This is a genomic window from Pandoraea norimbergensis (genome assembly GCF_001465545.3).
Classification (GTDB): Bacteria; Pseudomonadota; Gammaproteobacteria; order Burkholderiales; family Burkholderiaceae; genus Pandoraea; species Pandoraea norimbergensis.
The window spans coordinates 6,148,861-6,167,370 of sequence record NZ_CP013480.3 but is presented as its reverse complement, the minus strand read 5'-3'; the positions used below and the strand labels follow the sequence as shown (position 1 = coordinate 6,167,370).

19 protein-coding genes are annotated in these 18,510 nt (G+C 63.4%); 15 read left to right on the top strand and 4 right to left on the bottom strand.

The features are described from left to right. The first annotated feature begins 811 nt into the window (after positions 1–811). The 5 genes from rpmH (at position 812) to mnmE (ending at position 5,080) form a co-directional block, all read left to right on the top strand. Positions 812–946, top strand: coding sequence for a 50S ribosomal protein L34 (gene rpmH, locus AT302_RS27080; protein WP_010806664.1), 135 nt, complete (start codon positions 812–814; stop codon positions 944–946). A gap of 59 nt (positions 947–1,005) precedes the next feature. Continuing rightward, positions 1,006–1,449, top strand: a complete 444-nt coding sequence (gene rnpA, locus AT302_RS27075; RefSeq protein WP_084656496.1) for a ribonuclease P protein component — start codon at positions 1,006–1,008, stop codon at positions 1,447–1,449. Positions 1,450–1,528: 79 nt separating this feature from the next. After that, positions 1,529–1,885: a membrane protein insertion efficiency factor YidD gene (yidD, locus tag AT302_RS27455; protein ID WP_084656495.1), complete on the top strand. Its 357-nt coding sequence runs from the start codon at positions 1,529–1,531 to the stop codon at positions 1,883–1,885. Positions 1,886–1,909: 24 nt separating this feature from the next. Next, positions 1,910–3,562 carry a membrane protein insertase YidC gene (gene yidC, locus AT302_RS27070; protein ID WP_058376639.1) on the top strand — a complete coding sequence of 551 codons (1,653 nt, stop codon included), beginning with the start codon at positions 1,910–1,912 and terminating at the stop codon, positions 3,560–3,562. A gap of 123 nt (positions 3,563–3,685) precedes the next feature. After that, complete coding sequence (mnmE, locus tag AT302_RS27065) at positions 3,686–5,080, top strand: tRNA uridine-5-carboxymethylaminomethyl(34) synthesis GTPase MnmE (protein WP_058376638.1); 1,395 nt, start codon at positions 3,686–3,688, stop codon at positions 5,078–5,080. A gap of 34 nt (positions 5,081–5,114) precedes the next feature. Here mnmE and AT302_RS27060 read toward each other — a convergent pair whose 3' ends face one another. Then, the gene (locus AT302_RS27060) at positions 5,115–6,044 is read right to left on the bottom strand and encodes an aminotransferase class IV family protein (RefSeq protein WP_237172027.1); all 930 of its coding nucleotides are present in this window, start codon (positions 6,042–6,044) and stop codon (positions 5,115–5,117) included. 140 nt (positions 6,045–6,184) lie between these two features. Here AT302_RS27060 and AT302_RS27055 point away from each other — a divergent pair, with 140 nt between their 5' ends. The 6 genes from AT302_RS27055 (at position 6,185) to AT302_RS27030 (ending at position 9,093) form a co-directional block, all read left to right on the top strand. Beyond that, on the top strand, positions 6,185–6,550 hold the full coding sequence (locus tag AT302_RS27055) for a MerR family transcriptional regulator (RefSeq protein WP_058376637.1): 366 nt from the start codon (positions 6,185–6,187) through the stop codon (positions 6,548–6,550). A gap of 205 nt (positions 6,551–6,755) precedes the next feature. Continuing rightward, complete coding sequence (locus AT302_RS27050; protein WP_058376636.1) at positions 6,756–7,103, top strand: hypothetical protein; 348 nt, start codon at positions 6,756–6,758, stop codon at positions 7,101–7,103. Between the two features lie 14 nt (positions 7,104–7,117). Beyond that, positions 7,118–7,699 (top strand): hypothetical protein, encoded by a 582-nt coding sequence (locus AT302_RS27045; protein WP_157125888.1) that lies wholly within the window; start codon positions 7,118–7,120, stop codon positions 7,697–7,699. A gap of 86 nt (positions 7,700–7,785) precedes the next feature. Further along, positions 7,786–8,139 (top strand): hypothetical protein, encoded by a 354-nt coding sequence (locus AT302_RS27040; protein ID WP_058376635.1) that lies wholly within the window; start codon positions 7,786–7,788, stop codon positions 8,137–8,139. A gap of 88 nt (positions 8,140–8,227) precedes the next feature. Then, a complete protein-coding gene (thpR, locus tag AT302_RS27035) occupies positions 8,228–8,812 on the top strand; it encodes an RNA 2',3'-cyclic phosphodiesterase (RefSeq protein ID WP_084656494.1) in 585 nt (194 codons plus the stop codon). A 62-nt stretch (positions 8,813–8,874) separates the two neighbouring features. Beyond that, a complete protein-coding gene (locus tag AT302_RS27030; protein WP_058379984.1) occupies positions 8,875–9,093 on the top strand; it encodes a hypothetical protein in 219 nt (72 codons plus the stop codon). A gap of 106 nt (positions 9,094–9,199) precedes the next feature. On the opposite strand, the gene AT302_RS27025 is transcribed toward AT302_RS27030, so the two are convergent. Continuing rightward, positions 9,200–9,994 carry an MHYT domain-containing protein gene (locus AT302_RS27025; protein ID WP_058376633.1) on the bottom strand — a complete coding sequence of 265 codons (795 nt, stop codon included), beginning with the start codon at positions 9,992–9,994 and terminating at the stop codon, positions 9,200–9,202. Positions 9,995–10,133: 139 nt separating this feature from the next. Further along, entirely contained in the window at positions 10,134–10,433 is a 300-nt protein-coding gene (locus AT302_RS27790) for a hypothetical protein (protein WP_157125887.1), read from the bottom strand. Here AT302_RS27790 and AT302_RS27020 point away from each other — a divergent pair. Beyond that, positions 10,432–11,997 carry a DHA2 family efflux MFS transporter permease subunit gene (locus AT302_RS27020; protein WP_058376632.1) on the top strand — a complete coding sequence of 522 codons (1,566 nt, stop codon included), beginning with the start codon at positions 10,432–10,434 and terminating at the stop codon, positions 11,995–11,997. The genes AT302_RS27790 and AT302_RS27020 overlap by 2 nt on opposite strands. A 142-nt stretch (positions 11,998–12,139) precedes the next feature. Further along, a complete protein-coding gene (locus AT302_RS27015; protein ID WP_058376631.1) occupies positions 12,140–13,087 on the top strand; it encodes a DedA family protein/thiosulfate sulfurtransferase GlpE in 948 nt (315 codons plus the stop codon). A gap of 80 nt (positions 13,088–13,167) precedes the next feature. On the opposite strand, the gene AT302_RS27010 is transcribed toward AT302_RS27015, so the two are convergent. Then, positions 13,168–13,623 (bottom strand): MarR family winged helix-turn-helix transcriptional regulator, encoded by a 456-nt coding sequence (locus AT302_RS27010; RefSeq protein WP_058379983.1) that lies wholly within the window; start codon positions 13,621–13,623, stop codon positions 13,168–13,170. Between the two features lie 838 nt (positions 13,624–14,461). Between AT302_RS27010 and AT302_RS27005 the strand changes: the two genes are divergently transcribed. Together AT302_RS27005 and mnmC are read left to right on the top strand one after the other, a co-directional pair. Beyond that, on the top strand, positions 14,462–16,246 hold the full coding sequence (locus AT302_RS27005; RefSeq protein ID WP_407668815.1) for a ClcB-like voltage-gated chloride channel protein: 1,785 nt from the start codon (positions 14,462–14,464) through the stop codon (positions 16,244–16,246). Continuing rightward, entirely contained in the window at positions 16,243–18,327 is a 2,085-nt protein-coding gene (gene mnmC / locus AT302_RS27000; RefSeq protein ID WP_058376630.1) for a bifunctional tRNA (5-methylaminomethyl-2-thiouridine)(34)-methyltransferase MnmD/FAD-dependent 5-carboxymethylaminomethyl-2-thiouridine(34) oxidoreductase MnmC, read from the top strand. The genes AT302_RS27005 and mnmC overlap by 4 nt, the downstream gene beginning before the upstream one ends. The last annotated feature ends 183 nt before the right edge of the window (positions 18,328–18,510 follow it).

The following is an 18,510-nucleotide window of genomic DNA, read 5'->3' as shown; positions in this document are numbered from 1 at the left end:
GCAGCGTGTGTCCAGGTGGCGCGAAGCCCGTCTGACCTGTCCGGCAGTGTTATTGACCGCACTATCCGATACATCAGATATGGGGTCAGAACACCGAAAACCAAGTCGTCACCCGCGCCGGCATTGAGTGCCAGGGCATAGCGGAGGGGCGACTGGCCGGTACCCGAGTCAGGCCGACGGCGCAATGCAGAAGACCGGCAAAGCCTTGCCATGGCGCTGCGCTCGGGCTCTCGTCGCGCGCTCGGCCGTGCTTCGGCGCGCGCAGACGACAAAACCCGGCGCGCTATCCACATGGCGGCGTCACCGGTACTCTGCTGGGAAAAAAATTGATGGGGGATTTTACCGCCAAAGCGTCGGCAAAGCGAGTTATCCACAGGAACGCCCACAGCATCGGCATTAGCAAGCGGGCGCACCGCGTTAACCCGCTTGCGTTCGCACAATGGCTGCGCAAAACCCCGGCAATCGCGACGATTTGCCGCGACCCTTTGGATATCTTTTGGCGACGAACCGATCGATCGGCAGAAACTGAAGCAACGGGCGATTTTCGCCAACAAATCGGCGCCAAGTGGCGTCAACGCGACAGCCCCGCGAGGGATGGCGCGTGCCCGCCTTCCACGCGGACGCTAACCTATTGACACACAACGGAAAAGCCGATTAAATAGCGGGTTCGTTAGAAAGACAACCGGATTCTTATCCAACTCCCGACGGCTGGGCCGTGCGTGAAAGTCCTTGAATACGCAGGTTTTCACGGTGTCCATGTGGCGTTTCACGATGCTGCTGCGCGGGAATTTTTTCACACAGTGAGTGCATCATGAAACGTACTTTTCAGCCTTCCGTGACGCGCCGCAAGCGCACCCATGGCTTCCTGGTTCGCATGAAGACCCGTGGCGGCCGCAAGGTCATCGCCGCTCGTCGCGCCAAGGGCCGTAAGCGCCTGGCCGTTTAATCGCGGTTCGGTCGTACCGCGGTTTGCGCGTCAAATCCGCAAGGCGCGAAGTCCCGGCATTGGGGTTTCCCAAAGCTGCGCGACTTCTCAAAACGGATGAGTTTTCATCCGTTTTTAGTTTGCGCCCTCTGCGTCGTAGCGCGCATTTCGTCTTGTACATGCGTCGGCGGGAAACTGCGCCTGACGTCACTCCGGATACCGGTGCTACGCCCGATGAGGGCCGCATCGGTATCGTCGTCGGCAAGAAGCACGCGCCGCGCGCGGTCACTCGCAACCTGATCAAACGTCAGGCCCGCGAGATGTTCCGGCAGCGCCGCGTGTCTCTGGCCGGCTGGGACTTCGTGCTGCGACTGACCCGGCGCTTCGACAAAGGGACGTACACTGCGGCGGCCGCACCGGTTCTGAACACGCTGTGTCAGACCGAGTTCGCGCAGCTCTTCGATGCCGCTGAGAAAGCCGCACGCAAGAGCCGCACGACGAGCGACAAGACGGAAGGTAGTTAGTCCCCACACGGTAGCGCCCGAACCCGGGCATGCGCCGCCCACCCGGCCCCCAAAGGCCGGACTGACAGGCGGAATCGAGATGCGAAGCGTGCTGTTGTTGCTCCTGCGCGGTTACAAGCTGGTGATCAGTCCCTGGCTGGGGAACCGTTGCCGCTTTCATCCGAGCTGCTCCGACTACGCACGCGAGGCCATCGTCGAGCACGGTGCCGGTTACGGCACTTATCTCGCGGCCAAGCGTCTATGCCGCTGTCATCCGTTTCACCCCGGCGGTTTCGATCCCGTTCCGCCGGCTCGACACGCCCGTCCCGCTCCCGACTCTTCCGCTGAAGGCACCGACAAGGCTGCCAGCAGTGATTCGTCGCGAGCAGAACGGTCTGTCTCGTCCAGGCCCGCGGCCGCATCGGCAGTCACGCGCCGCGCGCCGAGCCATTCCTGAGTTTCGTCCACCACGAGTTACCGCATGGACATCAAACGCACCGTACTCTGGGTCATTTTCGCGCTGTCTGTCGTGATGCTTTTCGACAACTGGCAACGCGCCAATGGCCATTCGTCGCTGTTCTTCCCGGGCGCCGAAGTCTCCACCCCGGCCGCCACAGGTGGCACCCCGACCTCCGCCAACGACCTGCCGCAAGCCGCTAACGGCGCTGCGACGGGTAACGCGCCTGGCAATGCGCCCGCCACTGCCGCTGCGCAGAAGGTGCGCATCAACACCGACGTCTACGAAGCCGACATCAGCACGCAGGGCGGCACGCTGTCGTTCCTCGCGCTGAACAAGTGGCCGGACGCCGATGAAGCCGACAAGCACGTCGTGCTGTTCGACAACACCCCGAGCCATCAGTACTACGCTCGCACGGGTCTGATTGGTGGCGACTTCCCGAACCACAACGACATCTTCACGATGGTGCCGGGCCCGACCACGTTGACGGGCGACTCGCTGACCGTGAAGTTCGAATCGCCGGTCAAGGGCGGCCTGCAACTGGTGCGTACCTACACGTTCCATCGCGGCAGCTACGTGATCGATGTGTCGAACACGATCGTCAACAAGACCGACGCGCCGATCAAGCCGACGCTCTACATGGAACTCGTGCGCGACGGTCGTGAGATCAGCGGCGCGAAGTTCTCGCACACGTTCACGGGCCCGACCGTGTACAGCAGCGAAGACAAGTTCCAGAAGATCACGTTCAGCGACATCGACAAGGACAAGGCTAAGTACGCCAAGCAGTCGAGCGACGGCTGGATCGGCATGGTGCAGCATTACTTCGCCACGGCCTGGATTCCGAAGGAAGGCGTCGCGCGCGACAACTACATCGGCAAGCTCGACAACGGCCTGTATCGCGTCGGCGTGAAAGAGCCGCTCGCGAGCATCCCGGCGGGCGGCACGCAGACGGTTGACGCACGCCTGTTCGCCGGTCCGCAGGAAGAGCACATGCTCGAGCAGATTGCGCCGGGCCTGGAGCTGACGAAGGACTACGGTTACTTCACCATCCTCGCCAAGCCGCTGTTCTGGCTGCTCTCGAAGCTGCATGGCCTGATCGGTAACTGGGGTTGGGCGATCATCGCCGTGACCGTGATCATCAAGCTGGTGTTCTTCCCGCTGTCGGCAGCAAGCTACAAGTCGATGGCGCGCATGAAGGAAATCACGCCGCGGATGCAGGCACTGCGCGAACGCTACAAGGGCGATCCGCAGAAGATGAATCAGGCGCTGATGGAGCTGTACAAGACCGAGAAGGTCAATCCGTTCGGCGGCTGTATTCCGATCGTGATTCAGATTCCGGTGTTCATCGCGCTGTACTGGGTGCTGCTGTCGTCGGTGGAAATGCGCGGCGCGCCGTGGCTGGGCTGGATTCATGACCTTTCGACGCAGGATCCGTATTACATCCTGCCGGTGCTGATGGCCGTGTCGATGTTCATCCAGACCAAGCTGAACCCGACGCCGCCGGATCCGATGCAGGCCAAGATGATGATGTTCATGCCGCTGATTTTCTCGGTCATGTTCCTCTTCCTGCCGTCGGGCCTGGTGCTGTACTACGTGGTCAACAACACGCTGTCGATTGCCCAGCAATGGTCGATCAACCGCATGCTTGGCCAGAAGAAGGAAAAGAAGGCGGCGTAGTGGTTTGAGAAATCCGGCACGCCCGGATTCGCCGTCTGACGAACGAAGCCGCCCGCGAGTCTCTCGCGGGCGGTTTTGTTTGGTGCGTGTCAAAATGAGCCCTGTTTTTCGATGAACCGTCCTATGAGCGCAACCTCCAACGCCGCCCCGATTGCCGCCATCGCCACCGCCCCCGGGCGCGGCGGGATTGGCGTGGTGCGCGTGTCCTTCGGCAAGCATCGTGGCGACGCGGTTCAGGGCGTCATTGCACGACTCGTCGGGCAGCCGTTGAAACCGCGCCATGCGTCGTATCTGCCGTTTCTCGACGGCGCCGGCGATGCACTCGACCGCGGGATTGCGCTCTACTTCCCCGGGCCGAATTCCTATACCGGCGAAGACGTACTGGAATTGCAGGGCCACGGCGGCCCGATCGTGCTGCAACTGCTTTTGCAGCGTTGTATCGACGAAGGTGCGGCGCTCGGTGTGCGTCTGGCAGAGCCGGGCGAATTCACGCATCGCGCTTTTCTGAACGACAAGCTCGATCTCGCGCAGGCCGAAGCCGTCGCCGATCTGATCGAAGCAAGTACCGAAGCGGCCGCACGCTCGGCAAGCCGGTCGCTCGACGGTGCGTTCTCGCGTGAGATTCATTCGCTGGTGGATCTGGTGATTCATCTGCGCATGCTGGTCGAAGCGACGCTGGATTTCCCGGAAGAAGAGATCGATTTTCTCGAAGCGGCCGACGCGTTCGGGCAGCTTGCGCGTATTCGCACGCAGTTGGCACAGGTGTTGTCGCAGGCCCGTCAGGGCGCGCTGCTGCGCGAGGGCATCAACGTGGTGCTCGCCGGGCAGCCGAACGTGGGCAAGTCGTCGCTGCTCAATGCGCTCGCCGGGGCGGAGCTGGCTATCGTCACGCCCATTGCCGGCACCACGCGCGACAAGGTGCAGCAGACGATTCAGATCGACGGCATTCCGCTGCACATCATCGACACGGCCGGCTTGCGCGAGACGGAGGATGAAGTCGAGCGCATCGGTATCGAACGCAGCTGGAGCGAAATCGCGAAGGCTGACGCGGTGCTGCATCTGCTCGATGCGCGCACCGGCGTGACCGCGGAAGACGAGGTCATCGCCACGCAGTTGCCCAAGCACGTGCCGATCGTGCGTGTGTTCAACAAGACCGATCTGGCGAGCGAGCCGGCCACGGTATTGCCGAAGGAGGGCACGGCGCCCCTCGGCGTCCGGCTGTCGGCGAAGGGCGGGCAGGGTATCGATCTGCTGCGTGCAGAGCTGCTGAGGATCGCCGGCTGGCAAGCGGGTAACGAAGGCGTGTTCCTCGCTCGCGAGCGGCACCTGACGGCGCTGCGGGCCGCGCGTGAGCATGTCGAGATGGCCGATGCCCACGCACGGCAAAATGCGGGCGCGCTGGATCTCTTCGCCGAAGAACTGCGACTCGCCCAAGAACAGTTGAGCACCATCACCGGTGAATTCACTTCTGACGATTTGCTCGGCGTGATCTTCAGCCGGTTCTGCATCGGGAAGTAGGCCCCGCGCCGTCTGTTGCCCATCGCAACATTCGTCACGGCATGACGATCGGCTCGCGCGTGTAAGCCTGCTTCAACAGCGTCACGAAGTGCGAGTCGACCGGTATCGACACGTCGTCGATCCGATGCACCGCAACGCCCGGTGTCCACGAGTTCATCACCACGGCACCGCGCATCGTTGGCAGATCGGCCAACGTGATCTCCTGCTCGCGCTGTGGCACGCCCAACTGCGTTAGCTGCCTGCGCAAGATGCCCATGGTCGTGCCGCCCAACATCGCGGCCACCGGCCAGATCACCGATTCTCCGTCCCAGAACGCTAGATTCCAGATCGATGCCTCGCTCAAACGGCCCGCGCGGTCTTTGAACGCGGCATCGTCGAATCCGCGCGCAACTGCCTCTCGCAAGAACCATGTCTTGGCGACTTCGCCCACGTGCTTCAACTCGGGTAGCACGCGTTCGTGCTCGAACGTCGCGAGACTGAGCAATCCGGACGCGCCCGCTTTTCCAGTCAGTCCTGTCCACGCCGGCCCGGTGCGTACCAGCAGCCCCGGCACGGCCTCGGCGCCCGCGACGGTGAACTCCCCCGCAGGCGAATACACCGTCGCCACCAGCGACATCTCCGCAGGCCCTGCACGTAGCGCCGCCCGCAACGCATGCTTGATGCGTTCGTCCGAGAGCGCTTGCCCGAACATCTGCAACGACGCCTGCCGCAGACGCGCCAGATGCAAGTCCAGCCCGCGCACGCCGCCGTCACGAATCTGCATGGCCGTGAAGTGCGCGTATCCGGCGAACGCCAGCGGCGTCAGATCGGCGGCGGTGGCAGATTGCGCGTCGGGAATCGACCGCTCATCGGCATTCCCCCTCGATAACTGCGTGACGAATCGCCCGGGCGCGCTCTCCGTCACCGGGCGTGAATGCACTTCGCCCGCCGTCCTCAGCATCTCCTGCTCACTTGCTGCCGCCATGTTGATCTCCTGAATTGAATGACGTCATTCACGCGTGCGCACATCGACGCCTGCCCAAAGGCTAAACTCTGACAGCGCTGTCAAGGTCAAGCGTTTGTGCAGACCTCACACGCGTCACCTCATCAAGGAATCACGGAGCCATGAGAATCGGAGAACTGGCACACCGCGCCGGTGTGAGCGAGCGGATGCTGCGCTACTACGAACAGGAGGGATTGCTGCGCCCGGCACGCACGGGCGCGGGCTATCGCGACTACGACGAAGACGACGCACAAGTCGCGCAACGCATTCGTGTGCTGAGCGCCGCCGGCCTCAAGATCGACACCATCCGCGTGCTATTGCCCTGCATGCGCGGCGATCAACCGGTGTTCGAGCGCTGCGACGACATCGTCGACGCCCTCTCGAAAGAGGTGGAAAAGCTCGATCGCAAGCTCGACGAACTCACCGAAAGCCGACGTCTAGTAGCCCGTTATCTGGCCGATCTCAAGGCAACCGTACCCCGTCGCTAGATCGTCTGTTCATGCGGATCTTCGTAAAAAACGTAATGCTTTGAAACACTTCTAACAGGCACCGTAATTGCTACGCCGAGGGGACGGGCCTAGACTCCGAAGCGTCAACTCCAGGGCGTTGTCTCGTCACATCCAAGCGAAGTGCGACGCGCGTACGCGAGGCGGAATCCACCGCGCCGGGAGCCAGTTCTTTGAGGTCTGTGCCGTGAAACGTCTACCTGTTGTCCTCGGTTTCGTCGCCGTGGCCGCCGCGCTCGCCAGCAGCAGCGCATTTGCCTGGCGCGGCGGTGTGCGCGTCTGGGTCGGCCCCGGCTACTACCCGTACGCCTACCCGTATCCGTACTACTCAGCCCCGTATTACGCGCCGCCCGTCGTCGTTGTGCCGAGCCAGCCTCAGCAATACATCGAACAACCGCAAGCCGCCGCACAACCCGGCCAACCCGGCGCGGGCAGCGACACTTGGTATTACTGCGACAAGGCCGGTGCCTACTACCCGTACGTAAAAACCTGTCCGGCAGGCTGGCGCGAAGTGCCGGCACAGCCGGCTAACTGATCGGGAGGCACCGCATGCCGTTCGAATCGCTTTTCTCTAGCCAATCCCGCTCCAGCCAGTCCCGAAGCAACGTTCGCCGTCTTGCCGCGCCACTGGCCATCGTCGTCGCTGCGGCAACGCTTGCGGGCTGCGCGGTCGTACCGTCCGGCCCGAGCATCATGGCGCTGCCGGGCACGAACAAATCGTTCGACCAATTCCGGCAGGACGATTTCAATTGCCGTCAGTTCGCCAACGGCCAGAACGGTGGCATGGATACCGCCTCCGCCGCCAACACCAGCGCCATCGGCAGCGCCGTGATCGGCACCGCCATCGGCGCGGCAGCGGGTGCCGCCTTCGGTGGTGGCTCGGGTGCGGCCATCGGCGCCGGTGCCGGCCTGCTCGCGGGCAGCGCGGTCGGCGTGGGTAACGCGCAGTCGTCTGTGTATATGACGCAAAGCCGCTATGATCAGGCCTACATTCAGTGCATGTATGCCTATGGCAACCGCGTGCCTGTGCGGGGCGACATGGTATCTTCGCAGCAGATGCAACCTGCGCAGCGCTATGCGCCGCCGCCGCCGCCGCCCCCGGGCTGGAAACCGCCCCCCGGCGCTTACTGAAACGACTGAACCCCATGACACCGACATGGCGCGCGCCTGCTGATCAGCGTCCCGCGCCAGCGTCGTTGTCTTCCCGAGAGAATTTCATGGCCCACCCCACGTTTGCCCGCTTCCCGTTCGCCGGGTACTTCTCCGTGCGTACGGCGCTTTGGCTGACGCTGCCCGCCGCCATCGCCGCCGTGCTGGTGCTCACGCCGTCCGCCCACGCGCAGAACACGCCGGTGCCTGCCAATTCAGCAAATTCGGCCAACGCTCCCGCGTTCAATCCGAGCGCCGACATTTCGCGTGCCGTTTCGCGCGACACCACCGATGCCGCCATCCAGAGCAACTGGAACAGCATCATGCACCCGCCGGTACAAGCCAAAACCGACGAAAAGCCGGCTGATACGCCGCGCCGTGGCCGTCGCAACGGGATCAACACCGGGGTGTCGACCAACTGAGGGGTAACGATGACGGCGCTGGCTGGAATTCGCGCCATCGCCCGTCTACTATGAGAATCATCAGAAGGACACAACGACTGGTGTTCTCATGCGACTTTTCCTTGCCCTATGGCCTGGGCCGGGCGTGCGGGCGCAGCTTCACGAATGGGCGTCTTCCGCCCATGCGGAGTGCGGCGGACGCGTGCTCCGTGCACAGACCCTCCACCTGACACTCGCCTTTCTCGACGAGGTCGATCCCGCCCGGCTGCCGGTGCTCCTTGCGCTGATGCAGCGCACACCGCTCGCGCCGTTTTCGCTCACCTTCGATCATCTGGGTTACTGGTCCGATCGCAAGATCGTCTGGGCCGGTTCGCCCGCGGCGCCCGAGAGTCTGATCGCCACCCGCGACACATTGCTCTCGCAATGGCGCGCCACCGGCGCACGCGTGATCACGCAGTCTTTCCGGCCTCACGTGACGCTGCTGCGACACGCACGACGTGCGCCTTCAGATCCGTATCCGCGCCCGCTCATCTGGCATTGCGACGGCTATGTGCTGGTGCATTCCGTACGCACGCCACGCGGCCCGCATTACCGCGTGCTGGCCGAACATCATGGTGGACAGGCGGACGGTATTTTCACCACGGCGCCGGAGAAATCGGGGATGTCGTCTGCGCAATACGGTATAGTCGGATGACGATTCGCCCGCATGAAAACACCCGCTGGCGCGTCGTTTTTCGTTATTCGCAGGAGACTCAAGTGAAAGTGGGAACGATCGTCACATCCAATCACATCGCAGTGCCGCAGGGTGCCAAAGGCATCGTGACCCGTGTGCTGGGCGACATGGCGATGGTGCGCTGGTACGCCGGCGAACCCGGGGCATCACGTGAACTCAACACCGAACCTTTCTTCATTGCCGATCTGGTCCCGACGGGTGACGTCATGCCTGTAGGTGCCAGTAGTCCCATCCTGCATTGACCCGCCGCGTGCGAGCGCGCAATCACTCGCAAGCACGCGCAAGCACGCGCAAAAAAACGCCGGCCCATCGAAAGACGGGCCGGCGTTTTGCTTTGTTGCGGTGTGGTTAAACGTGTCCGGTGCGCTGCTGCATCACGGCATCCAGTCGCGCGGCGATACGCTCACGACGACGGCGCCCGGTGCGATAGAGCAGCACCCCCATGCCCAGCAGCACCACGCACGCGATGGCGAAGACACCGTACGGCAGCAGATCACCCTGCAAACGCGGGCTGACCTGTGCGCGCGTTTCCGACGTGCAGATCATCGTGCCGGCGAGCATGCCCGTGTAATGCATGCCGCACACCGCAATTGCCATCACGATGGCCGCGAGCGCACGTTGCAGGCTCGTTTGCAGATGGAACGCCAGCCACAGCGCCACGCTTGCGGCCACCATGGCGATGAGTATCGACAGCGCAATGATCGTCGTATCCCACTGGAAAACGGCTTGCGTGCGCACCGCGTTCATGCCGAGATAGTGCATGCCTGCGATGCCGAGCCCGCCCGCCACACCGGCGATCACACAGTGCATGGCATTGCGGTAGGGCGCCTGTGCGACGTACCAAAGCGCTGCCCCCGACACCACCACGGCAAGCACCAGACTTCCGACGGTCGGCCACAACGCAAACGACACTGGGAACGGCATGCGCTGCGCCGCCATGCCGATGAAGTGCATACCCCAGATGCCGACACCACCCAACGCGAGCGCTGCGACAGCGAGATAGCCGACGCTGATGCCACCATCTTCATTGCGGATACGCGACGCGGCGACGAGTGCCACATAGGCACCGAGCGCGGAAATCAGAAACGAAAGCAGGACGAGAAACTCGCCGTACTGAAGGGGAATGACGCTGCCTGGTTGCATGGGGCTTTTCCTGTGGTTTTACCGTTGCCCGGCATCGTTCGCGAAACGCGCACGGAGCGGGTCATTTGGTTTTCTGAGCCGGCCGACAACGCCCAGGGGCAGCGACGCGAAAACTTCCGCATCGGGCGTCAAGGCCGATTCAAGCCTGTGCAATGTCCGGCGTCAAGTGCCAAAAACGTCTCGTGATCGCCAACTGACGGCGTTTTACCGCATAGCCGCAGCGCAGCATGCCCGCGTTCATTGGCAAACCCTTGCCGGACGCGTGTTCCACGCAGTTCGAAAGGGTCCGAGGGGCATAAAGAAGCGTAAGGGCCGGGATTAGAGCATCGTTTCCAAACTTGCGTCGCACATCCCCCGGCAATCTGCGGCACCATCCAATATTCGGAATGGTCAGGCGACTTGAGATCGCCGGCCGCCAAATCAGGGAGAGGATTTGCATGTCTGACGCCGCCATCGCCAGCCCAGCCGCCACACCGCAAGGGGCGCCCCTCACCGGCGGCCGGCTGGCCATTCTCACGGTCGGGCTCGCCCTCGGCACTTTCATGGAAGTGCTCGACACCTCCATTGCGAACGTGGCCGTGCCGACCATCGCGGGCAGCGTGGGTGTTTCGAACAGTCAGGGCACGTGGGTCATCAGCTCGTATGCGGTGGCCGCCGCCATTGCCGTGCCGCTGACCGGATGGCTGGCCCGGCGCGTTGGCGAAGTCCGCTTGTTCGTCACGTCGGTCACGCTGTTCACAATCGCCTCGATGCTGTGCGGCCTCGCGCCGAATATGGAATCGCTGGTGTTCTTCCGGTTGCTGCAAGGGCTGGTTTCGGGGCCGATGGTGCCGCTCTCGCAAACCATCCTGCTGCGCAGCTTTCCCGAGAAGAAGCGCGGTCTCGCGCTCGGTTTATGGGCCATGACGGTGATCGTCGCGCCGATCTTCGGCCCCGTGGTCGGCGGGTGGATCACCGACAACTACACCTGGCCGTGGATCTTCTATATCAACGTGCCGGTCGGCATCTTCTCGGCCGTCGCGTGCTATCTGCTGCTGCGCGGGCACGAAACCAAAACCCAAACCATTCCCATCGATCTGGTCGGTCTGGCGCTGCTCGCGATCGGCGTGGGGTCGCTGCAAATGATGCTCGACCTCGGCAAGGATCGCGACTGGTTCAACAACGGCTTGATCGTCACGCTCGCGATCACGGCGGCGGTTTGCCTGTCAGCGCTGATTCTCTGGGAGCTAACGTCCGACAAACCCATCGTCGATCTCACACTGTTCAAAGACCGCAATTTCGCGCTCGGCGTGGTGGTGATCTCGTTCGGCTTCATGACGTTCTTCGCGTCCGTCGTGATCTTCCCGCTATGGCTGCAAACGGTGATGGATTACACGGCGGGTAAGGCCGGGCTGGCGACCGCGCCAGTGGGCTTATTGGCGTTGATTCTCTCGCCGATCATCGGGCAGAACATGGACAAGCTGAACTTGCGCGCCGTCGCCTCGTTCGCCTTCTTTGTGTTTGCGGGGGTGTCGTTCTGGAACTCGCACTTCGCGCTGAATCTGTCGTTTGCGAAAGTCATCGAGCCGCGGCTGGTGCAGGGCATCGGCATCGCATGCTTCTTCGTGCCAGTGACGACGATCACGCTCTCAAGCATCACCGACGACCGGCTGGCAGCCGCGTCGGGATTGTCGAATTTCTTCCGCACGCTCTCGGGCGCCATCGGCACCGCCGTGAGCACGACGATGTGGGAGGACAGGGCGATCTACCACCACGCGCGCCTCGCCGAGAGCGTCACGCCTTATTCCGACGCCACGACAAGTTACCTTGACCAGTTGCGGCAGGGGCTGGGCCTCACCAATGGGGCGGAAATCGGCGTGCTCAACGATCTGGTCACACGGCAGTCGTTCATGCTGGCGACGAACGACATCTTCCACCTGTCCGGCTACGTGTTCCTCGCCATGGCGGCGCTGGTGTGGATGACCAAGCCCAAGCGGGGCGCAAAGGCGTCGATGGGACACTAAGGGCGGCACGGAAGACGGCATTGAGGGCGACTTTGCCCGCGATCGTTCCAAAAGAGCAACAATACTTTTCGAGATACGGGCTTCTGGCCGTCATGGCCGGGGGCTACCATGCGTTATTGCGCAAACTCGCTCAGGTACCGGCATGCTGTTCGATCTGATTGCCCGCTATGGCCTCTGGCTCGTCTTTCTGAATATCTTCGGACAGGCGCTGGGCCTGCCGTTGCCGGCGTATCCCACCCTCATCGTCACCGCGTCGACGGCGCTGTTCCCGCCCCTCGGCATCATCGCGCTGGCCGCTGCCGCCGCGCTGCTGGGTGATGTCATCTGGTTTTTGGCCGGGCGCCGCTACGGCCATCACATCCTGCGGCTGATGTGCCGCCTGTCGATCTCGCCCGACACCTGCGTGAGCCGCACCGAGGGCTCAATGGGCCGCTACGGCGTGCGCGTGCTGCTGTTCGCGCGGTTCGTGCCGGGCCTCTCGGCCTTGTCGGTGCCGATGGCCGGAGCGCTGGGCGTGTCGTGGCGCAAGTTTCTGCTCTACGACGCGCTGGGCGCGATGCTCTGGTCGGGCGTGGCCGTAGCACTCGGTGTGGGCTTCTCGTCGCACATTGTGTTGGTGCTCGACGCCTTCGACACCCTCGGCCGAGGCGTGCTCTGGCTGGTGGTGGTCGTCTTCGCGCTTTACCTGCTCAACCGCTGGCTCAATCGTTACCGCTTGCTGCGCTCGCTGCGCATGGCACGTATCGGCGTGCAAACGCTTGAAACCTGGATGAAGGACGAGATCACGCCGGTCGTGATCGACGTGCGCTCGGCAGCACGCCGCGCCATCGACCCGTTCACGATTCCGGGCGCGATCGCCATCGAGCCGGACGATATCGCCAGCAAACTCAGGGATATTCCGCGCGATCGCCGGATTGTGGTGTTTTGCGCCTGTCCGAACGAAGTCACGGCGGCACGGCTCGCGCAGCAATTGCGGCAACAGGGCTTTGCGGAAGTGCGTCCGCTGCTCGGCGGACTGGATGCCTGGCGCGACGCCGGCTACAACGTAGAGAAGATTGCAGGCTTCGAGATGCTGATGCCCGCGCACTGATCTCTTCACCGATTGCCGATTAGATTGCGTGCAACTCAATGACACGTGCCTTTCCGAAGAACGGCACGCGTTTTGTTTTTTCACGCCTCGCCGAGGGCGTCTCGCAGTTGGAGAAGTAGATTGCGCAGGGTCTTTTGCGCCGTGTCGGATTGACCGGTAGCAGCTTGAATTTGCGCCGGCACCTGACGCGCTTCGCGACGCAGATTCACGCCACGCGGCGTCAGATCGATAAACACCTGACGTTCGTCGATATGACCGCGTCGACGCGTCAAAAGCCCCATGGATTCCAGTCTTTTCAGCAACGGCGTGAGTGTTCCGGAATCGAGCCCGAGACGTGCGCCGAGTTGATTGACGGCGATATCGTCCTGCTCCCACAGCACAACCATCGCGAGATATTGCGAGTACGTAAGCCCGAGCCGATCGAGCATCGGCTTGTGCGCTTTGGTCATGGCAAGCGATGCCGAGTACAACGCGAAACCCAACTGCTCTTCGAGACACACGGGTGATTTTTGTGTGCCTTTTTTGCTGACTGCCATTCGGGTGGTGCTTTTCAGTTCCATTTCAATTGCGTGCCATTCTATTTCACTGAATGGAATGTGACCAGTTGAATGCGTGCGTGCATGACAGATTCGTGACGCATGTTTTTTCGGGGGCCGCGCCATGCGGGTGCCGCAGTTTCGGCGAGCGCGTTCGGTGCCCGTACGCCGCTTGGCGGCAACGTCGCGCCAATGCTCGCGGATGGCCACGACGCTGGAAATAGGCGGTGGAAAATACACCACACCGCAAACGGCAAAAAATCACGCCACAACCGGTTCAATGCGGTTCCAGCGCCTCAGAAATTACCTTTATCTGAATCATCCTCAGAAGTCGGCGTATGGCGGGCGCTTATGGAAAATCGCTCTCGAAAAAATGCCGTCAGGAAGGTGTCGCGCCGGAATCGAGAAAGCGGTGCGTAGCGACCTGAACGGGTTCTCGAAACCCGCTTATCTGAGGATGCCTCAGTTTTTGCCGAAAATCGGCAGGCCAAATTCGCTTGGGCACCAGAAATAAGCCGTTGGCTGAAATCGCCTTCGCGCCCGGGTTTTGATTCCCGGTCGGCGCTGATCCATCGCGATTTGAAATCCGTGTAGATCGAAATCGATTCAGCCGTCCAAAAAAGAACTTCACGTCGGCGTCATCTCGACAACTCGCTACGAAATAGGGGACGAGTACCCCTAAAAAATACCTTACATGAGCATTGCTCAGTTTTGGCCGATTGGAAGGGAGTCCCAAATCCCTTTCCGGCCAAAAATGTCCCTTCACGCGGGAAATCGCTTCTTCCCGGTGCCCGGCGCACCGGTCCCGCGCTTTCAAATTAAGTCGTCGGTCGATACCATGGGACCCAATTTCGATCACGACAGTCTCCTATCCGTGTCAGCAGTGTCCGCCTGGGCCAAGTTGCCCGTCGTCGTGTGGGTGCGCCGTCAGTTCGCGCCCAACACCCTGCAAATCACGCTGCTGCTCGCCGGCATCGTCGGTCTGTTGGGCGCGTTGGCCACCGTCGCGTTTCGCGAAGCGCTCTCCGGCCTGCAATTTCTCCTCGCCGGCCATCACAGCGGCATGGTCGAGCTGGCACTCGACCTCAATTGGTGGCAGCGCCTGCTGTTGCCGACCACCGGCGGTCTCATCGCCGGGCTGATCCTCCAGTACGCCACGCTCTGGGTGCCCAAGAAGGGCTCCGACGACTACATGGAAGCCATCGCCATCGGCACTGGCGTGCTGAGCCTGCGTCAGACGCTGGTGAAGAGCACGTCGTCGCTGTTCTCCGTGGCCTCGGGCGCGTCGATCGGCCGGGAAGGGCCGATGGTGCAACTCGCGGCAATGTTCGCTTCGCTGGTCGGGCGCGCGCTCGCGTTCCCGCCTGAGCGGCTGCGGTTGCTCGTCGCCTGCGGCGCGACCGCCGGCATCACCTCCGCCTATAACGCCCCGATTGCCGGGGCGCTGTTCATCTCCGAAATCGTCTATGGCTCGATTTCGACCGCGACGCTCGGGCCACTGGTCGTCGCCTCGGTTATCGCCAACATCGTCATCCGACAGTTTCTCGGCTACGAGGCGGTGTATCAGATGCCGCGCTTCGACTTCGTGTCGGGCTGGGAAGTGTTCTTCTACGTCGGGCTGGGTATTCTCGCCGGCGTGCTCGCGCCGCTGTTCCTGCGTTTGCTCGACACCGCCAAACAACGCTTCGGCGCGTTGCCCGTGCCGTTGTTCGTACGGCTCGCGCTTGGCGGGCTGGTCGTCGGGGTGCTCTCCCTGCAAGTGCCGCAGGTCTGGGGCAATGGGTACAGCGTGGTGAACTCGATACTGCACACGCATTGGGCGTGGCAGGCACTCGCCATGGTGCTCGTATTCAAGGTGCTCGCCACGGCGTCGTCGGCAGGGTCGGGCGCGGTGGGCGGCGTGTTCACGCCGACGCTGTTCGTCGGCGCGGCACTCGGCAGTCTCTACGGACTCGCCATGAATGCGCTCGCCCCGGCCACGGCGTCGGTCGCGAGCAGCTATGCGGTCGTCGGCATGGGGGCGTTTCTTGCGGCCACGACCTATGCGCCGTTGATGTCGATTCTGATGATCTTCGAGATGACGCTGAGTTATCAGGTCGTGCTGCCGCTCATGCTGGCCTGCGTCACGGCGTATCTCACCGCGCATACGTTGCGTGAAGACTCGGTGTATGCCAAGTCGCTGCGCCGCAATCTGGTGGCCGGGCGCTGGTTGTCGATGACCGGCGAGGCAAGCCAGATGCGCTTGTCGTCGCTGGTCGTCGATCCGGACGCCAGTGATGCCGTGGTGAAGGCCGACCTGTCGCCGGCGGCCATCGGCGAGCGCTTCGTCGAGACGGGCTACCGCAATCTGGTCGTGCGTGCCGAGGACGGCCGTCTGGTTGGCATGCTCGACGCAGCAAGCTGGTGGCGCAGGCAGGCGACGGGCGAGCCGGCGCAATGGACCGAGATCGTCGCCCCTTGCAAGGCGCTCGATGGTGAGATGGCGCTGGTCAGTGCACTGCGCGCGGTGGCGAAATTGCATGCCGACTGGATTCCGGTCGCGGCGGCCGACGGCCGCTGGCTCGGCGTGGTGTCGCTGCCGGGGCTGATCGAGATCGTGACCGAAGAACGGGGGAGCGAATGAAGCGCCGCCCCGGTTTCAGCCCGATCGTGCCGGCGGAACCGGTCAAAGCCGACGACGGCACGCCGTACTCCGACGTGTTCGACGACGCTTATCTGCCCGTAGACGGCGCACTCGAGCGAGCGCGTCAGGTGTTCCTCGGTGGCAATGGATTGCCGCAGCGTTGGCAGGGTCGTGAGCAGTTCGTGATCGTCGAGACCGGCTTCGGGCTGGGACTGAATTTTCTGGCGACGTGGGCCGCGTGGCGCGACGATCCACAACGGCCCAAACGCCTGCACTTCGTGTCGGTCGAAAAATTCCCGTTCCGCCCGCGCGACCTGCGCCAGACGCTGGCGCCCCTGCTGGTGCAGCCCGGCATGACCGAACTCGCGCCGCTCGTGCAGCGGCTGTGCGACATCTGGCCGTTGCCCGTCGCGGGCTGGCACCGGCTGGAACCGGCACCCGGCGTCGTACTTAGCGTCGGATTCGGCGACTTCTCCACCTTGATGCCGGACCTGCGCGTAGGCGCGGACGCGTTTTTTCTCGACGGTTTCGCGCCAGCCAAGAACCCCGACCTGTGGACGCCCGAAGTCTTCAAGACGCTGGGCAAGCTGGCGCGCGAGGGCGCGACGCTTGCGACGTACACCAGTGCCGGGCAGATCCCACGCGATCTAGCCGCTGCGGGCTTCGAGATGACGCGCCGCGAGGTTGACGCACACGCGGGCGAGACGCTGGCCGGTGTCTATGCGCCGCCTTACCGGATGCGCCGCTACGATCCGCCCGCTGCGCCGTCATGGCGTGAGTTCCGGGCGACTGCCGACGCCGATGACGATGGCGAATCCGATGCCGCATCGGATGCCGCGCCGAATACCGCTATCGTCATCGGCGCCGGGATGGCTGGCGCCGCCATGGCGCTGCGGCTCGTCGCGCGCGGCTGGCGGGTGAAGCTGTTCGAGCGGGCGGAAGCGCCTGGCTCGGCGGCTTCGGGCAATCCGGCAGGTGTCTTTCACCCGCAACTGTCGGCGGACGACAACGTGCTCTCTCGTCTGACGCGCGCGGGCTTCCTGTACGCGCTTTCGCAATGGCGCACGCTGCCGGGCGGTCTGCCGGGACGCGCCGACGGCTTGTTGCAAGTCGGCTCGGACGACGACGAGGCGCGCAGCCTCGCGCAACTCGTCGCGACCCACGGCTATCCCGAGGAATACGTGAAATGGGTCGATGCGGCCCAAGCCTCGGCCCTTGCCGGGGAAACGCTGGCGCACGGCGGACTCTGGTTCCCCGAGGGCGGGTGGCTGGCCCCGGCGATGCTGTGCCGCGCGGAACTGGTCGCCGCCGGCCCGTCGCTCGATGCCCGCTACGGCGTGAGCGTCGAGCGGCTGGAACGGCGCGACGGCCGCTGGCTGGCCATCGATGAAACCGGACGGGTGCTGGCAGACGCCTCCGTGACCATCGTTACCGCCGCCGACGAGTCGCAACGACTGCTCGGCCCGTATCTCCCACCGGCGTTCATACCCATCCAACGGGTGCGCGGACAACTGACGTTTCTGCCACCCGATTCACTCCCAGATCTGCGCATACCGGTCTGCGGCGAGGGCTACGTCGCGCCGTCACCGCTGGGCGGGGCAGGCCCGATCACGGGCGCCACGTACGGTTTCGACGATCCGGCCACCGGCGTACGGGTCGGCGACCATCAGGCCAACCTGCGCCGCCTTGCTTCGCTGCTGCCCGCCCATGCCGAGGCGTTTGGCGACGGGGAAGACGGGTTGGGCAGTGCCAGCGCCGCCGCCCAGCTTGGCGGGCGGACCGCCTTTCGCGCGCTGGTCACCGACCGTTTGCCGATGGCCGGTCAACTGCCGGATATGCCCGCAATCGCCAGCAGCGACCCGCAGGGCCGCCGGCTGGCTGGCGGCCACCTGCGAGACCTGCCCCGGCTGCCAGGCCTGTACGCGAGCTTTGCGTTCGGTTCTCGCGGTCTGGCCTTCGCAGCGCTCTGCGCGGAATTGGTCGCCAGTCAGATTGAAGGCGAGCCATGGCCCGTGGGCAGCGATCTGGCCGACGCTATCGACCCGGCGCGCTTTCTGTTGCAGGCGCTTCGCAAGGCCTGAGCAGCCGGGCCGCTCGGAAGTCTCCGAAAAATCCACGCCTTGATCCGCCCCCACCCCCGTGCAGGGCGGCCCAGTGCCGCCTGCGCGCTCACCTCGCCGCGCGATATTGACGGCTAGCTTCGTCAGATAAAACCGGCCGACCGGCCGTTTATCACGTAGCCCCTGTCATTCCCAATAAATCGA